General features: G+C 42.2%; 14 protein-coding genes. 4 read left to right on the top strand and 10 right to left on the bottom strand.

Annotated features, from left to right (window positions below; translation table 11 throughout):
- Nucleotides 1-17 precede the first annotated feature (17 nt).
- From IEW05_RS04865 to IEW05_RS25570, 3 genes are all read right to left on the bottom strand, one after another.
- On the bottom strand, nucleotides 18-893 hold the full coding sequence (locus IEW05_RS04865; RefSeq protein WP_188536359.1) for a dihydrodipicolinate synthase family protein: 876 nt from the start codon (nucleotides 891-893) through the stop codon (nucleotides 18-20).
- Between the two features lie 66 nt (nucleotides 894-959).
- Nucleotides 960-1976 (bottom strand): aminoglycoside phosphotransferase family protein, encoded by a 1017-nt coding sequence (locus IEW05_RS04860; protein WP_188536357.1) that lies wholly within the window; start codon nucleotides 1974-1976, stop codon nucleotides 960-962.
- 208 nt (nucleotides 1977-2184) lie between these two features.
- On the bottom strand, nucleotides 2185-2448 hold the full coding sequence (locus IEW05_RS25570; protein WP_194434090.1) for a hypothetical protein: 264 nt from the start codon (nucleotides 2446-2448) through the stop codon (nucleotides 2185-2187).
- 71 nt (nucleotides 2449-2519) lie between these two features.
- On the opposite strand from IEW05_RS25570, the gene IEW05_RS04855 reads away from it, so the two are divergent.
- Together IEW05_RS04855 and IEW05_RS04850 are read left to right on the top strand one after the other, a co-directional pair.
- On the top strand, nucleotides 2520-2918 hold the full coding sequence (locus IEW05_RS04855) for a MerR family transcriptional regulator (RefSeq protein ID WP_188536355.1): 399 nt from the start codon (nucleotides 2520-2522) through the stop codon (nucleotides 2916-2918).
- Entirely contained in the window at nucleotides 2911-3681 is a 771-nt protein-coding gene (locus tag IEW05_RS04850; protein WP_188536353.1) for an SDR family oxidoreductase, read from the top strand. The genes IEW05_RS04855 and IEW05_RS04850 overlap by 8 nt, the downstream gene beginning before the upstream one ends.
- Before the next feature lie 317 nt (nucleotides 3682-3998).
- Here the strand turns inward: IEW05_RS04850 and htpG are convergent, their stop codons facing one another.
- The gene (gene htpG, locus IEW05_RS04845; protein ID WP_188536351.1) at nucleotides 3999-5879 is read right to left on the bottom strand and encodes a molecular chaperone HtpG; all 1881 of its coding nucleotides are present in this window, start codon (nucleotides 5877-5879) and stop codon (nucleotides 3999-4001) included.
- A gap of 232 nt (nucleotides 5880-6111) precedes the next feature.
- Here htpG and IEW05_RS04840 point away from each other — a divergent pair, with 232 nt between their 5' ends.
- Both IEW05_RS04840 and IEW05_RS04835 read left to right on the top strand, forming a co-directional pair.
- Nucleotides 6112-6948, top strand: a complete 837-nt coding sequence (locus tag IEW05_RS04840; RefSeq protein ID WP_188536349.1) for a patatin-like phospholipase family protein — start codon at nucleotides 6112-6114, stop codon at nucleotides 6946-6948.
- A 197-nt stretch (nucleotides 6949-7145) separates the two neighbouring features.
- Nucleotides 7146-7502, top strand: a complete 357-nt coding sequence (locus IEW05_RS04835) for a helix-turn-helix domain-containing protein (RefSeq protein ID WP_188536347.1) — start codon at nucleotides 7146-7148, stop codon at nucleotides 7500-7502.
- Between the two features lies 1 nt (nucleotide 7503).
- Here the strand turns inward: IEW05_RS04835 and IEW05_RS04830 are convergent, their stop codons facing one another.
- The 6 genes from IEW05_RS04830 to IEW05_RS04805 form a co-directional block, all read right to left on the bottom strand.
- Nucleotides 7504-8430, bottom strand: coding sequence for a hypothetical protein (locus IEW05_RS04830; RefSeq protein ID WP_188536345.1), 927 nt, complete (start codon nucleotides 8428-8430; stop codon nucleotides 7504-7506).
- A gap of 116 nt (nucleotides 8431-8546) precedes the next feature.
- A complete protein-coding gene (locus IEW05_RS04825; RefSeq protein WP_194434089.1) occupies nucleotides 8547-11753 on the bottom strand; it encodes a hypothetical protein in 3207 nt (1068 codons plus the stop codon).
- Nucleotides 11754-11823: 70 nt separating this feature from the next.
- Nucleotides 11824-13158, bottom strand: coding sequence for a UDP-glucose dehydrogenase family protein (locus IEW05_RS04820; protein ID WP_188536341.1), 1335 nt, complete (start codon nucleotides 13156-13158; stop codon nucleotides 11824-11826).
- Nucleotides 13155-14549 carry a sugar phosphate nucleotidyltransferase gene (locus tag IEW05_RS04815; RefSeq protein ID WP_188536339.1) on the bottom strand — a complete coding sequence of 465 codons (1395 nt, stop codon included), beginning with the start codon at nucleotides 14547-14549 and terminating at the stop codon, nucleotides 13155-13157. Before IEW05_RS04815 ends, IEW05_RS04820 begins: the two co-directional genes overlap by 4 nt.
- A 151-nt stretch (nucleotides 14550-14700) precedes the next feature.
- On the bottom strand, nucleotides 14701-15657 hold the full coding sequence (locus IEW05_RS04810) for a polysaccharide pyruvyl transferase family protein (protein ID WP_188536336.1): 957 nt from the start codon (nucleotides 15655-15657) through the stop codon (nucleotides 14701-14703).
- Nucleotide 15658: 1 nt separating this feature from the next.
- Entirely contained in the window at nucleotides 15659-17011 is a 1353-nt protein-coding gene (locus IEW05_RS04805; RefSeq protein ID WP_188536334.1) for an oligosaccharide flippase family protein, read from the bottom strand.
- Nucleotides 17012-17019: the final 8 nt, after the last annotated feature.

Raw genomic sequence — 17019 nt, 5'->3', positions numbered from 1 at the left:
AGATTCACAGTAGGTCGTCAACCTAAAAATGTTCTATGCACCAGTTGTTGCTCCTGCAAGGTTAATTTCCCTAACGGTTCTCTACAATATCCAGCGTTTATACCTTGGTCTGATAATATAAATTTAATTGTTTTTATCGCGCCTATCTGGAAAATGAGGTTCATTTGTTCATTCATTTTTCCCAACTCTATTGTCGCTTGTTCTATATTGTGATCATCAAGCAGTTTTACAACGAGTCGCATTTCATCAGGTAAAATATTTCCCATGACACTCGTGATCCCTTCGTAACCTTTCTCATAATAATCGACAATTGAAACATCCGATCCCGAAAGAATTTTGAAGTGCTTCCCTAGCTGAGTTTTGGTCGTCATCACATGATCCGGGTCGCCTGCTTCCTTAAGAGCTACGATCTGTGGAAAATCATGAACTAATCTTAGCAAGGTTTCTACTTCCAGATTAAACCCGTTTCGAGCTGGGTTATTATACAGCATGATAGGCAGATTGGTAGCATCACATACCGCTTTGACGTAATGATAAACTTCATCTTGAGATGGCCTAATGTAAGGTGGAAATCCTAGCATAATTGCTGATAAATTCGCGTACTCCGCTTCAAGCGCCAGTCTAACTGCATCTTTCGTCACTGTAGAGGCAACTCCTCCATACAGAAGAAGCTTACCCTGCGCAAGACGATTGGCTTCGTGATACAATTCAATTCTTTCCTGAACTGTCATCGAGTGCTGTTCACCCGTTGAACCACTAATAAGAAGAGCAGGAATCTGCTTACTCACATAGTAACTCATCAGCTCTTGAATACCTCTCTTGTCTAAAGAGCCGTCTTCCTTAAATGGAGTAACCATGGCAATACTATAAGATAAAAAAGGATTTGATATCATTCTGTATCTTCCTTCCATATTGTCTGGACTAGGATTAATTGTCCACTTGAATATGCTTATTGTAAGTCAACCCTGCGCAGGGTTGCTATTCATTTCATAGATTTTTTGGAGCATATGGACACACTTCATCTTTTCGTCATCGTCCTCTTTGTGGAGATATCCCTCTACGAGCCTGTAGCCGAAAACGAGAAGGATCAGCTCATAGACGCAATGATCGGCGATAGGGGATACATCCGCATACTCCGAAAAGCCTTTGTAATACGCGGGAACACATCGCTGGTAGTATTCGACCATGTGATCGATATCCGCTTCATCCGCAATTAGGCTTGCGAGATCCTCCCCCAAGTAACCCCATCCGGATGTATCCCAGTCGATGAGCGCGATTTTCCCGTCGGCATAGATCAGGTTGGTTACCCAAAAGTCCCGATGGCATAACACGAGGGGCAATTTTTCGATGCGGGCGAGTATCTCGTCTGTGTGCTCATCGATGTCGATGAGCATTTGCCGCACGTACTGCGGGAATTCGCAGTTCTCCGAGCGTATATAATCGTAGACGACCGGCCATGATCGGTAATGCAGATACGTATTCTTCATGAAATCCGCGTGGCTCAGGTTGGTCAGGCTCTGCAGCACAGCGGGCTGCTCCGCATACAGCTTGCCTTGATAGCGTCCTAACTCCAGCGCGGCCTGTTCATACATGTCACCGCTTAAGTCTAAACCGCTTACGCCATCGATATATTCTAGCCACAGCTGGAATTCATTTTCTTCGGTATTCATCTCGGCGTGATAACATGTCGGCCAGCGGAAAGTATCCGAGAACGTCGCTCCCAAGTCAGACGCATAGAGATCATATTCCCGGCGCCATGAACCCGGATCGCCGTAACGCTCCCATTTCTTCTGGATTTTCAGCACGATACGATACGGCAATTTTTCACCATCCACAGTTTCGGCGATCCCTATTACCAGGTACACATTCCCCACGGTTCCACCCTGTAACTGCATGGTTTGGCTTTCGGCAGAGATGATGTCCCTCTTGAACCGTCGGCTTAGGGCATTGATCAAAGTTTCGAATTTAATATTCATATTTTCCATCCCCCGTTTTTCTATGTTTGATTACTCCACATTTTGATCGTTTTTGTTTCGAATTCACCACGGTTTTTGTTAGCTCCTTTCATGTTGTTTTTTGGACGCAAAAATGCCACGGACAAGCAGCCTCTAAAGAAGCTGCTGTCGCGCGGCATCAGGACGCAAAAAAGATACGACCTTCATCGTATCCTGCAAACAGCAATATTCACGAAAGGTTACTTTGGACGGCATACCAAATAATACGGGCGTTCTCCCGCTTTTTTCGCATATGCCTGCTATTCAGTTTTAAGACCAAACCACCATATAAGTAGTTGCCATTCAAACACATCCCCCTTCGTGTCAGGAACTTGCTTATCGCTAAGCTTTCTATAAAATAACCTGTTTTGGCAAAAAAATCAATCCAAGTTAGCGCAGATTTGTCTCGGCCAGTACCATCGAGTTCTGCTAACGGGTAGCGTAACTCAGCCACTTGGTTCAGTTATTGTTTGATTTAGCTTGACCTTAACATGATGTGATGGTTTAGAATATCAGTTATTAGATATGGAAGGGGTTGGTAGTATTCATATTAGTGAATTATTCCGCAAGACAGGAGTAAGTCTTCGTTCATTGCGATATTATGAAGAAAAAGCCATATTGAAACCGGCCCGTCTGGATAATGGTTATCGTGAATATGATGACTCCCATATTGAGCAAGTAAAAATTATTAAACTGTATTTTAGCCTTGGTCTTACTACTAAGGAAATAACCGATTTCTTTGACTGTTCGTTTAATCAAGAAATTCAACATCAGTGCTTACCGAATGCCATAAATGTCGGTGAAAGGAAGCTTGGAGAAATCAAAAATCAAATAGACACTTTAAGAAAAGCAGAATCTCTCCTAGAAGAGAATCTATCAACTTGGAGGAAAATTTTGAGCAAAGGAGAGGAACAAAATGAATAGCCTAGTGGATCAAGGGAATCCCCGAATTGCATTAGTCACAGGAGCCAACCGTGGTATAGGTAGGGAAATCGCATATCAATTGGCTTCAAAAGGGTTAAAAGTATTGATTGGTAGCAGAGACGAGGATAAGGGGCAACATACCGTTGATGAGTTCCGTCAAGAGGGATTAGCAGTTGAGTTACAAGTCGTTGATGTGAATGATACAGAAAGTATCAAAAAGATGGTAGAGGCAGTAAAACAACAATATGGTCGTCTAGATATATTGGTGAATAATGCCGGAATTATACTTGATCACGGAGTTTCTGTGTTGAATGTAGAAGAGACCGTGATAAAGGATACCTTTGAAACGAATTATTTTGGGGTATTAAGAATGATTCAAGCCACTGTTCCTTTAATGAAAGAAAATAGATATGGACGCATCGTCAATCTCTCATCAGGATTGGGAGCTTTTGAAGTACTTACGGGATTATTAGGACTTAAAGGATCATCATCTGCTTATCGTACCTCTAAGACTATGCTCAATGCTTTGACATGTTTGGTTGCACAAGAGGTTGCTGACATGGGTATAAAAGTTAACGCCGTCTGCCCTGGTAGAGTACAAACGGATATGGGAAGAGCAACAACTTCCAGACAAGTAGATGAAGGTATACCTGCTCCAGTGACGGTTGCTGAAGGAGCAGATACGGCTGTTTGGTTGGCTACACTGGATGAAGACGGTCCCAATGGCGGATTCTTTCGAGAACGTAAACCAGCAAATTGGTAGAATCGTACGCTAACAGAGAATTATATTTAAAAATTAAGGGGTTCCACATATTAGTCATGACTAAAATGTGGAACCCCCTTTATTTTATTTGTTTATCTTACCCTTTTCCCTTAATTAAGCCGAAAACTTAATATGGGTGTAATAATAGTGATACTAGATACGAGGGAAAAATGATTCTGAAGAAGCAAAGCGTTCGCCTTTGTTCCTGAATTTCAACCTAAGAAAAGTTCAATGAAGAAATTCGGGAACAACAGCGATCGTAAGAACATTTTGTTATCGTAGCTCCATCACTATAGAGTATTTAGATTGAGGCTTAATTACACCATGATCTTACAAATATCATTTGTAAATTCAACAGGATCTTGTAATGGCAATCCTTCAATCAGTAGAGCTTGATTGTACAAGAGAGCTGTGTATAAGCCGAACTTCTCTTTATCCTTATCAAAGGAATCCTTTAACGATTGGAACACGTTATGATTCACATTGATCTCAAGTACCTTGTTAGCTTTCACATCCGGGTTGTTAGGCATCGCATTTAGGATTTTCTCCATCTCGATCGTTACTTCACCATCTGTAGAGAAACATACGGGATGACTCTTTAAACGCTTGGATGCTCTTACATTTGTTACTTTATCGGCCAATAGAGTTTTCATATACTCAAAAAGCTCTTTCGTATCGTTCTCTTCCGATTCGGAATTATTCGAATTCTCATCCGCTTCGATTCCTAAATCACCACTTGATACGGATTTGAATTCTTTATCCTTGTAAGTCATGATCATTTTGATCGCAAACTCATCAATATCATCGGTAAAGTAGAGGATCTCATAGCCTTTGTCAGAAACAAGCTCCGTCTGTGGAAGCTTCTCAATGCGCTCATTCGATTCACCGGAAGCATAGTAGATGTACTTTTGATCTTCTGGCATTCTCGATACATATTCATCTAAAGTAACTTGTTTCTTCTCTTTCGAGGAGTAGAACATGATGAGATCCTGCAATTCCTCGCGATGCGTTCCATAATCGCTGTAAATTCCATATTTCAGTTGTCTTCCAAAGGATTTATAGAACTGCTCATATTTTTCTCTTTCATCCTTTAACAAGCTAAGCAACTGGCTCTTGATCTTGCTAGAAATGTTCTTCGCAATCATCTTTAATTGCCGGTCATGCTGTAACATTTCGCGCGATATGTTAAGGGACAAGCTCTCTGAATCGACCATACCTTTTACAAAGCTAAAATAATCCGGTAGTAAGTCAGCGCATTTATTCATGATGAGTACACCGTTCGAGTATAGCTCCAAACCTTTCTCATATTCCTTGGAGTAAAAATCAAACGGCATATTCTCAGGGATAAACAAGATTGCTTGGTACACTACCGCACCATCAGCACTGATATGAATATGCTTAAGCGGCTTATCGAAGCCATAGTGTTTCTCTGCATAGAACTTCTCGTAATCCTCATTAGTAAGCTCGTTCTTATTTTTTCTCCAAATCGGAACCATGCTGTTCACATGCTGTTCTTCTTGGTAATCTTCAAATTCGCTTTCGCTGCCTTCTTTCAATCTTTGTCCGGTGACATCCATCTTAATTGGGTATCTGATGAAATCAGAATATTTCTTAATAATGGATTTCAAGCGATACTCTTCTAAATATTCATCATAGGATTCATCTTCTGTGTTCTCTTTAATCTTCAGTACAATCTCAGTACCGACCGAATCCTTATCTGTTGGCTCAATTGTATATCCGTCAGTCCCTGTGGATTCCCATTTGTAAGCAACATCGCTACCGAGCGCCTTACTTGTTACGGTAACAACATCAGCTACCATAAAAGCAGAATAGAAACCAACGCCAAATTGACCGATGATATCATGTCCATCTTTTGACTCGTTCTCTTTTTTGAACGCCAAAGAACCGCTCTTAGCAATGACCCCCAGATTATTCTCTAGCTCTTCTTGGGTCATCCCAATCCCGGTATCTCGAATGGTTAAAGTTCTAGCCGCCTTGTCGGCGCTAACCTTAATATAATAACTTTCACTGTCAAAGGCCAACGTCTCATCCGTTAAAGCTCTGTAATAGATCTTATCGATGGCGTCGCTGGCATTGGAAATGAGTTCTCTTAGAAAAATTTCTTTTTGAGTATAAATGGAATTAATCATCATTTCTAGTAATCGTTTAGATTCGGCTTGAAACTGCTTCTTTTCCAATTAGATCTCTCCTTACAAATGTTTATTTATGTCATCAGCAACTGTTTATTTCTACCAGATTAGCACTCTTGGGTCCCGAGTGCCAACCTATATTTTTTATAACATTCCTGCATTTCAAAGTCAACCTAACTACGCACGATCTACATAGAGATTGAATATAAGGATGTACACCGTTAGACTAGTAGATATGATTTGTTGATCTAATAGAAGTAATTCTGAGGGGAGAAAAGACATGCCAAGCTTAATTTTGGAAGGAGGAACCTTACGTCCTATATTTAGTTCGGGTGTAATGGATGCTCTGCTAGATCAGGATTTAATGTTCCCGTATTGTATTGGTGTTTCTGCAGGAATCAGCAATGGATTCTCCTATATTTCCAAGCAAAAGCGCAGAAATCTTGAGATCATGGAAAAATACCGTAATGATAACCGGTACATTGGCTACCAAAATTTCCTGCGCTGCCGCAGTCTGTTTGGACTCGATTTCGTATTTGGAGAAATTCCTGCCAAATTGATTCCTTTTGATGTAGAAGCTTTTCAAAGCTATAACGGACAACTTCTGGTTGGAGTCACCAATGCTAAGACGGGAATGCCTGAGTATATTAATGGAATGGATATAGATGAACAATGGACGATGCTGCGTGCCACATGCGCTCTTCCCGTATTTTTCCCTGCGATTGAAATGAATGGTTCCAAATATTACGATGGGGGATTGTGCGATCCGATTCCAATACGCAAAGCGATTGCAGATGGTAATGATAAGCATCTGATCATCCTAACCCAACCCAAGGGTTATGCTAAACAATTCAGCAAAAAAAATGCAGTTATCGGCAAGCTATTTAAACGCAAATATCCTCTGCTTGAGGAAATTTTGTTAACTCGTCACGAACGATATAATGAAACGGTAAAATTTTGTGAACAGCTTGAGCAAGAAGGTAAAGCTATTATCATTCGCCCGGAACATGCTCTTGATAGCTTTGAGAAAGATATCAACAAACTGCGAGAGTCCTGCCAGCATGGCTACGACTTAGCTATGGACAATATGAACGATATACGTAAGTTATTTGCTTAATAAAGAATTAGATATTATAGCCTAAATGATTCATGAAACTATATTATGAAAAAAATGAAAATATTTGTCTGACAGCTTTGTGCACACCATTAGGGAACATGCTATAATAATGGTTGCATTTAGAAGAAATGAATCCAAGCAAACGATTCTCACTTGCAGATAAATATAATAGTGGGATTTGAAAGGGGAGCCTGAGGATGTTCGCGAAGCGACTGAAGCAGTTGCGTAAACGGAGAAAATTGACCATGCAGGAAGTGGCTGATTACGTTGGGGTTGCAAAGAGCACTTATGCTGGATATGAATCTGGATACCGTGAGCCAACTTTGGAATCCATTCAGACGATAGCTCGAAAACTGCATACTTCTGCGGATTACCTTCTTGGGCTCACCGATTATCCTGAACCATCAGCAGAACTTAATCATAATGCAAAAGAATATCTAAATTACGAGCAGCTTCATTGGGACGGGGTTCCTTTGGAAAAAGACGATGTAGAATTAATTCGTATTTTACTTGAACGAGTACTCCGTGACCGAAACTTTCCAAAGGATGAATGATCTACCCACCCATTAATTCCTTCAACTTCGCTTCTGACTCCTCACGAAGTTTCACCTTTAGATCAGTATAAGTTTGCTTCCATTTTTCAATAGCATTGTCAGATACTTGTTCATTCTCTGCGGTTTGAATGAGTCCTTGAAAAGTACCTTCACATGTGGATTCTGCAGTTGCTAGCTCCGCGTTCAAGTTATCCCTCCATGCCAGTACAACGCGGGGATCTCGCTTATCCAACTGCTGAGCATTACTTTCCGCTCCACTTAAAACCGCCTTCATATCCTTCGTACACTTTCCTTGAATCTTTGTGAATTCTTCTTCGTATTTTTCGACTTTGGATACTGCGGGAGCCGTTGGAGTTACACTTGGGGTGCCCGTTACCAAAGACCCCGTTGAATCTGACTCCACCAGATTTTGCTCCTGCTCGTCCGGTTTCATTGAGCTTAAAGGTCCTGTCTTGGTTGGTTCTGACTCGTTTGGTTTTGTCGAACTTTTTGTTTCTGGTTTCGTAAGACTGGATGATGATGAATCAGGTTTCGCCGAATTATCTATCGCATTAGGCTTGTTCATCTTCCCTGCTTGTGAATCGGAAGCCGCCTCGGTTTGTGATGTTTCTTGATTCTCAGCCAACTCATCAGCGTTGTTACCCGCGTGATCCTCTACCTCTTCTATTGCTTGAAGCGTGTCAACTAGCTCAGTATTTTTGTATTCTTCATCTTTTATAGGCAGCCCATTTTCCCCTTGCATTAATGGTGGCTCGGTCTGATCTTGTACACTTGCATTCACTACAGGCATCTTCTCAGAAGACTCCTTCCAATACAACCCTCCCCACACAAACAGCAAAATGATTGTGAGACAAGCCAGGATACTAACCGCAACATCCGGTTTATGAAATCGACGACGCCTTCTCTTACGAATACGATGTTGTCCCATATGATCGACACCACCTTCATTTATTTTTCAAGCTAATAAACTAGTAGAAACTCGATGAGGACAAGAAATAAGCCAGCTCCCCTTACTCAAAAGAGCAAAGAGAGCTGGCCATACTTTTAATACTTCATTAAATCCTGGAGGATTAAGTTTGTCATTTGAGTAACTTGGTTCTTCACATTTTTAATCGCTTTATCCTTAAATGACTTCGACACTTCGATTTCTTGAATCTGATCAAAACAATCTTTTCCAGCCTGAGCGACCTCCACAAGCAGCTGTATTTTTTCAGCATCATTTGTTGTAGAACGAAGTCTTACTTTGATCTCGGCAAGATCCGTTTGAAGGGTCTGGATGATATTTTGGATCATTGCTTCAGGGTCAACGACTCCATTAATAAGCGTGACCTCTTGGGTATAAACAACCTTCGTGCCTCCACCCAGGTAGTTAGTCAGCGAAGCTTGCATAACAGCTGTACCCTGTTGAATCTTTTTCGAAATGGTCACTTTACCGTTCGAATCTACCTTAACATCTTTGCTACCTGAGGTTTTCTTCCATTTCACGTTAGAAGATGAAATCTCTACTCCTAGAACCGTTAATGTATATTGATGCTGACGACCATTATCCGTAATCTTAACCGTGGAATCTGTCTCGGATCGGAAAAATGCACCACTCATCGCTGTAGCAGCCTTCTCGTCATATTTAAGCTTGTTTTTAAATTTCTGTACTGTTGAGGTGACATCAACCGGTTTAACTCCTAAATTGTTAAGCACCTCACTTAGAGCATAATTCTCCTTATCCTTTAAAACTGTCGTCAAAGCGTTTGCCTTTATTGAATCTAAACTACTCTTACTACTTAATAACCTAGCCAACTCTTTGGAGCTCATATTCTCTAGCGTATCACGCATCGATCCTTGAGCTCCCTTATTGTTAGCACCATCACCAAAGAGCAAGATCAAGAAATCATCTATCTTCAGATTATTAACTCCACCCGTTTCCGATAGAATGTCCAGTGTCGTTTGGAATTCAGGATTAGATAGAATGGCTTCTAGTTGATTAACCTCCACATCGTAAGGCACAGACCCAACTGCTTTGATAATATCAAACAAGCCCTTCTTCAACTTAGTCTTGTCAACGGAAGCTGGAAGTTTTGCCGCAATCGGTTTCCAGATTGGATCAATCAATGCCTGATCCTTCGAGGAATTTAGTCCGATAATCTCATCGTATAACTTACGAACATCTTTAACATCTGAAGAACCACCTTCATGAAGTGCAGTACGTAGCTTATTCATTCCCTCTAGGAATAACTCCACAGGGAAGGTATTACCCTCTTCAGCTGAAGCCGTTAAGGTAACCTCACTCTCAAATATCACTTTTCCTGCTCCGCTATAAGGATTCAAGAGCTTCGCTTGTATAACTGCCGATGCGTTGGCAACACCTTTAGGAATTGTAACTATACCGTTAGGTGATACGCTTACGGCATCACTTCCGGATACTTTTGACCACTCGAGCGCCATAGCAGGAATATCTATCCCTAGTACTTTCAAGCTATAGATATGCTGACGACCATCCTCACTTTCGTTCACGAGCTCCTTCGTTTCCGAACGCATATAAGCCACAGTCATCGCACGAGTAGCTGGCTCTGCATTTTGTAACCTAGCATTGTAATTGAATACGGTTGAACCTAGTTCCAATGACGTAATATCAAGCTTACCTAGGATTGCGCTAATCTTATAGCTTTCAGTATCACTTAACATTAGATTAGAAGCTTGTAAAATAACAGCGTTCATAGCTTGATTATTTCCAAGCAATCCTGCTAATTCCGCTGGCGTCATGCTTGCAAGCAGATCCCGGACAGTTCCTTCAATTCCTTTGTGCGTATCGCTATCACCGAACATAAATAGTAGGAAATCATCAATAACTAGCTTAGCGTCACCGCCAGCTGCCCCGATTGCATTTAATGTTGCCCTGTATTTAGGGTTTGTCCGAATGCCTTCAAGCTCCGATGCGTTTGAATCGTAATGGATAGAACCAACGGCCGTTAATATTTCGAACAAACTTGTTTTTAATGCATCCCGATCTGCATTAGCAGGTAGCTTCGATTCGATTTTATTCCAAAGCGGATCGATTAACGCCTGATCCAAAGTAATATCTAGCCCAGCTATTTCATCTCGCAAATTCCGAACATCCTGGATATCAGTTGGATCACCTGCTGCAAGTGCCGCATGCAGTTTGTTCATCCGCTCCAGGAATTGTTCTACCGGGAATACGGTTTCTTCCCCAGGAACAGCATCTCGCAATGTCACTTCTTTCTCAAAAATGACGACTCCCTTACCACTCAATGGATTGACTATCTGTGCTCGAACAACAGCCGTTCCACTTTCAACGTCTTCGGGAATTGTTATAACCCCACTTGGAGCCACTTTGACGCTATCGTCACCAGACACTTTACTCCATTTCAATACCATGGATGGAATATCGATCCCAAGTGCCTTTAGACTATAAGTATGTTGACGTCCATCTTCGCTAATTTGTACTGACTCTTCTACAGATGCGCGAACATAGGCCATCGTTAATGCATTGATAGCACGATCACTCGTCTTAAGTTGACCTTTAAAATGAGTCACCAGCAATCTGACATCTGAAGAGGAAATACCTAGATCATTCAATATCAGGCTGAATTTATAGGCTTCAGTATTACCGAGTACCTGATCCGAGGCTTGTAACAACACCTCCGTAGTCGCTTGGCTATTGCCAATTAGACCAATTAATTGGATGAGCTGCATATTCTCTAGTAAACTGCTGACCGTTCCTTCCAATCCTTTACGACTTTCCCCGTCGCCCAACAGAAACACGAGAAAATCGTCTACGCCAATATCTTCATGCCCACTAGCAGAAGCAACTGCCTTCAACACCCTGATAAATTCAGGGTCATTTCGCAATTGTTCCAAATCAGAGACGGACCCAAGTGAACTTGCAGTCCTGATGATGAACACGATGTTATCCCTCAGCTCTATGGGATCGACTGATTCTGGGAGATGGCTTCTAACTTTAGCCCATATCGGAGAAATCACTTCATCATCAACAGGAGCCAATCGGTATCCAGCAATTTCATCTCGTAAATTAAATACGTCTTGTAAACCCGCAGGATCACTAGCAAGAGCAGCGTATAATTCGTTTAGTCGTTCAAAAAAAGGCTCGCGAGCCTTATCTAACTCGGCGGCGTTTACGGTTTGTGCTACATTTAGCTTCGACAATAAGCCTTGTGGACCTATTGGTAGGGTTCCAAGTGATGCAGTAAGCATGGAAAATGCAAGCGTTGATACCATGATCTTTTTTGAATTGGACTTCATCTCGTCACCTCGGACATATTTTTTGAATTACTTTTTGAACTGCTACTTACAGCACAGGTACTTTTTCCCTCACGCCTTGATTTAAGTTAGGGCGACCGACTGAATAATAAATAAAATCAGTTCCTATGACATCCTCTTCATCAAACACATTTCGCCCATCGATTAAAATAGGTTGATTCAACACTTCTTGCAGCTCCAAAAGATCAACAGATGCAAACTCTTCCCATTCTGTCAGTAAACAGAGGGCATCGGCATCTTGAGCCGTCTCCAGTGCATCATTACACCAAATCACATCCCCCTTTCCGAATAGAGATTGAAAACTATGCATTGCAACAGGATCATAGGCCTTTACTATGACTCCGTGATCAACCAAATATTGAATGATTTCCAAGGCTGGTGAATCGCGAACGTCATCGGTATTCGGTTTGAATGCCAATCCCCATATCGCAATAACCTTTCCTCGCAGTTCGCCATCAAAAATACTCTTGAGCTTCCGTATTACATTGAATCGTTGATCCTGATTTACTTCCACAACCGAGCGAAGTAGCTTGAATTCGTAATCCACATTTCCGGCAATTTGTATAAGTGCACTTGTATCCTTGGGAAAACAAGATCCACCATAGCCAATTCCCGCCTTCAAAAATGATGGACCGATTCGTTTGTCATAGCCCATTCCATCTGCCACCTGAGTAACATCTGCTCCAACCTTTTCACAAATGTTAGCAATCTCATTAATGAACGAAATCTTCGTTGCTAGAAATGCATTGGATGCGTATTTAATCATTTCGGCACTCCGAATATCCGTTACGACGATCTGCTCTGTCAGCGGCTTATGTAGCTGAACCATGATGTCTGTTGCCCTTTGGCATTCCGTTCCGATAATAATTCGGTCAGGTTGGAGCGTATCCTGAATTGCTGAACCTTCTCGCAAAAATTCAGGCAATGAAATGCTATCAAACCTCATATTTGTGTGCGACCGTATTAATTGGGCTAACCGCTCATTCGTCCCCACGGGCACCGTGCTTTTCACGGTAATGATCTTATAGCCATTCATCGCCTTTGCGACTTCAATTGCCGCTTCATTGATATAGTCCAGATTTGCCTCACCATTGGGTAGTGGAGGGGTCCCTACAGCAAGTATGATAATGTCTGAATGGATGACAGCACTAGGTAAATCAGAAGTAAATGCAAGTCTACCTTCCTCGCGGTTGGCTGCAGCCAATTCTTTCAGTCCTGGCTCATAAATAGGAATGCCACCCTCATTTAACATATCAATTTTGTGAGGGTCCTTATCTACACAGATCACATGATTACCTAACTGCGCATAACAAACACCTGATACGAGCCCAACATATCCCGTTCCGATCACCGCAATGTTCACTCTCGATCACTCCTTATTGAAATCGGTTCTTTAAGCTGCATAATCTCGTTCCAATCAAAAGCAAGCCTTACGATATCCTCTTCTATAAGCTCACTTCCGGTCTGTACTTCGATAATGTCCATTTCTGTCATGGCCCGTAAGCTATGCCTACTATCTCTTGATATGACTAAGACATCTCCTGATTTCACTGGAAAATGTCTGCCGTCTAACACCATCTCTCCGTTACCCGCAACGACAGTCCATACTTCATCCCTCAACAGATGATATTGGTAACTTAAGTTCTGACCCTGTGCAACACAGATTCGCTTGGTTAGAACTTCTTTTCCATCTGGATATTTCAAATAATCGAGCACCCGGTACCGTCCCCACCGTCGCTCCTCGTACATCGGGCGCTGATCTGAATGTTTCATAACCTCTTTGATCATGGGGCTTGATGCCTTGTCCGATACTAAGATGCCATCGGGACTTGCCGCTACAACTACATTAGGCAAATTAAGCAATGTAATCGGGATATCAAGTTCATTAATTACATGTGTGTTGTGACAATCACCACTCATAATTCCATTGCCAATGAGCGAGGTTTCGATTTGCTCAGTCAACGTATTCCATGTACCGAGATCCTTCCAATCACCTTCAAAGGGAAGCGCAACAATACGACTTGCCTTCTCCACAACCTCATAATCAAAGCTGTTCTTTGGCATTTTGCCATATTGTCTCGACATCTCATCGAACTGTATAGGAAAGTCATTTGCAATCAGAATATCAATCAAAAAATTCAGCTTAAAAGCAAAAACACCGCAGTTCCAAAGCGCAGCCTGTTCAATCATGGCTACCGCTTCTTCCTCGCGGGGTTTCTCTTTAAAACTATGCACGGTTACAAAAGGCTCGTTACCTTGTGTACCGTGGTTGGGTACGATATATCCATACTTCTCAGAAGGATAAGTTGGTTTAACTCCCATGAGCGCCAAATCGGCGCCCGATTCGTTAAGTACCTCATCCAGCTCTTTTGTTTTGTGAAAAAATGCCTCGTCGACGTAGGGATCAACAGGCATGACCACGATGGTCTCATTCAAACTCACGTTTTGCAGCGAATATAAATAAGTTGCAGCCAGTGCGATAGCCGGGAAGGTATCCCTTCGCTCTGGCTCGACGATGATCTCTATCTCGTGTCCCAGCTGGCTATGAATCATTTCTACCTGAGCTTTACTTGTCCCAATGTAAGCATGTTCGCTAAGGCCTGCATTCGCAATTTGCCTCCATACCCTCTGCACCATCGATTCCCGTTCACCCACGTCATTCTCAAGCACCTTCAAAAACTGTTTGGAGCGCGATTCATTCGAGAGCGGCCACAGACGTTTACCCGAACCACCCGACAACAGCACAATTTTCATGATATCTCTCCTTTTAGAAGTTTTGTGAAACAAAACTTACTTCGAAAGCATAAGCTTAGTTTTGTGAAACAAAACTTACTTCGAAAGCATAGGCTTAGTGTAGATGATCGCTACGATCCCCATACTTCATTGTTTCAGCAAGCGCTTAGACTTAGTTTTGTGAGTTCCCCACAACTAACTGAGCGGATTTGATTCCACTTGTCCAAGTATTATAATAGTTGGAATTCTTGCCGTATGAATTATCAAGCAAGGTGTTTGGCTTGTCCATCAGGCAAGATAAAATATGTCCGTGTAACCTAGAGGTCTGCACGCTGTGGTAGCCGCTAAAACGTTTAACGGCTTTGCCTACAAGGTAATCCGTATATTTTCCCCATATCGCTTGCAACGGCAGCGGCCCACTCCCTTTTCTCATCAACCCTACGATCATGTTGATCGACTTTTTCTCGACTCGATTGTACAAAGAGGTCCAATCCAAATAGTCACCACGACCTGACGACTCAAGCTGCTCTTGTTCTCTTGTCTTCTCGATGTCCGTGCGAAAAAAATATAGTAAATCCTTACCCGGACTACTCTTCGGCATAATCGGCCATAACTGATGAGCCATGTCAGGTGATAAATACACATGAATCTCATGAAATTTATTCGATGCCATATCGTGGGACAAGGTGTCCCGAACATAAAGATGGAGATCGTTGTGCCGATTGAATATCTGGGCCGTTCGATCAAATTCTGATTCTTCTTTATAAAAGATTGTCTGTGGCAGAATGACAATCCGGTGATCAGGATAGTCCTCAATGATCTTCTCGCGTAGCTTCTGGTGGGCAGGATAAAGATCTCCGAAATTACCACCACCATGAAGGACAATGATGTGATCGCTCGGAATAGCTAGCTTGTTGGGAAAATCCAGCACGCTATACCGTGCTTTAACCCTGATATCATAATCCTTGAAGAATGCTTCCGTACCTTTCATAATCAACAGGTCACCACCGTTACTATGAACAGGGTAGTCAATATAGTAAATACTTGATCCAGGTGAGATCACTTTCAAAATGTTACGAAGTTGATTCTTCAGGACATCCATTGGATGAATGTTCAAATCCATGTGCATATCAGCGCGCTCCTCTACGATTTCTTATAACTTTGATGCGCTCAATTAAAAAGTGAAAATCATCCCTATTAAATAGGATGCTGCTCATCTTCATCTGAAAGGATATCCTCATGGATGCCATCGTCACCAGCAATCGGATGATCGCCCCAATGAATAGAGCAAATGCGATCCCGTTTAGTCCATATAATGGCGTAAACACAAAAAATAGCCCAATCGTTACCGCCAGCCCAATAAGCTGTCGAACGAGGACTAGACCAGGTCTTCCCATCGCATTAAAAGAGGAGGCTAATATCCAAGAACCTCCACCAAGAATACATTCTATAGACAAGAGATAAAAGGCTCCACTCGCTTCTAAAAAAGGTGCGCCGAACAGTATCCCCATCAGATAGCGGCCGATGAACATACACGGAACAACAATAATCATCATCAAGAGCATGGATAGTCTGAACGCCCGCCCAACCGTAGCCATAATCGTATCCTTGTCCATACCAGTTACCTTGGGAAAAATAACGTTCGTAATCGCTGTTTGCACAACATTAAACACACGAGATAGTGCGTAAACAACAGTATAGAGACCCAAGTCTCGAGCGGTTAGCATAGACAAAATGATGAGTTTGTCGAACTGGGTGTACAACGTTCCAAGTAGTTCAACTCCAAAAACTTTGCTACCGTATCCGAACAGCGCCTTTGCCGCCACTCGATTGCCAGAGCCCCTGAACCAATTGATTTGCAATGACTCTCGCATACTACACAGTGCCCAAGAAATAACAAAAACACTCGTCAGAAGAAAGGCCAGTGCAGCATGATGAATACTCAAGTTACCGACTGCCCAAAGCGCCATTAATCCCAAAAGATTAATCAAAGGGAAGTATAAACGTACACCGTTATATACGTTAAATTTGCCCGTGCTCTGTGCCAGTGCTGAGATTAAGTTGACTGCAAGCAAAATGGGTAACATCAACACCGTATACCATCTTGCCGTTTGAATAATGGCTTCAGGATAATTTCCTAACCAAATCGGTAGCCAAATCCAAGCGATAACGCCAACGATTAAGCTAACTGGTAGTTGAAACAAGAAACCTGCTCTTACGAAATCTGCTTCATTACCTCTATTTTGTTTGAGGTTATAAATAAGTGAGGTAGGTAGACCAAACCCTACAAGACCAGCCAGTAAAGTTGGCCAGAATAGAATTGCAGAGAACTCCCCTTTACCAACGACACCAAACATACGGGCCGTCACGATTGAGGTCAATGTGCTAACAACCATAACCATGAAATTAGTCGCACTCGTGCGAAGTATCGTTTGAAACAAACCGTTACCACTCCACACTTTTTGAAAGGTGAGCTGTGTCATATGGTTAC

The organism is Paenibacillus segetis, assembly GCF_014639155.1.
In the GTDB taxonomy this organism is placed as follows: Bacteria; Bacillota; Bacilli; order Paenibacillales; family Paenibacillaceae; genus Fontibacillus; species Fontibacillus segetis.
This window is presented reverse-complemented; position numbering and strand designations above follow the sequence as displayed.

What these genes read in the sequence shown, in the direction of transcription:
- IEW05_RS04850 (WP_188536353.1), top strand. Translation starts at nt 2,911, where the DNA reads ATGAATAGCCTAGTGGATCAAGGGAATCCCCGAATTGCATTAGTCACA.
- IEW05_RS04825 (WP_194434089.1), bottom strand. Translation starts at nt 11,753, where the DNA reads ATGGTATCAACGCTTGCATTTTCCATGCTTACTGCATCACTTGGAACC.
- IEW05_RS04810 (WP_188536336.1), bottom strand. Translation starts at nt 15,657, where the DNA reads ATGCACATGGATTTGAACATTCATCCAATGGATGTCCTGAAGAATCAA.
- IEW05_RS04830 (WP_188536345.1), bottom strand. Translation starts at nt 8,430, where the DNA reads ATGGGACAACATCGTATTCGTAAGAGAAGGCGTCGTCGATTTCATAAA.
- IEW05_RS04865 (WP_188536359.1), bottom strand. Translation starts at nt 893, where the DNA reads ATGATATCAAATCCTTTTTTATCTTATAGTATTGCCATGGTTACTCCA.
- IEW05_RS04840 (WP_188536349.1), top strand. Translation starts at nt 6,112, where the DNA reads ATGCCAAGCTTAATTTTGGAAGGAGGAACCTTACGTCCTATATTTAGT.
- IEW05_RS04835 (WP_188536347.1), top strand. Translation starts at nt 7,146, where the DNA reads ATGTTCGCGAAGCGACTGAAGCAGTTGCGTAAACGGAGAAAATTGACC.
- IEW05_RS04815 (WP_188536339.1), bottom strand. Translation starts at nt 14,549, where the DNA reads ATGAAAATTGTGCTGTTGTCGGGTGGTTCGGGTAAACGTCTGTGGCCG.
- IEW05_RS04860 (WP_188536357.1), bottom strand. Translation starts at nt 1,976, where the DNA reads ATGAATATTAAATTCGAAACTTTGATCAATGCCCTAAGCCGACGGTTC.
- IEW05_RS04805 (WP_188536334.1), bottom strand. Translation starts at nt 17,011, where the DNA reads ATGACACAGCTCACCTTTCAAAAAGTGTGGAGTGGTAACGGTTTGTTT.
- IEW05_RS04855 (WP_188536355.1), top strand. Translation starts at nt 2,520, where the DNA reads ATGGAAGGGGTTGGTAGTATTCATATTAGTGAATTATTCCGCAAGACA.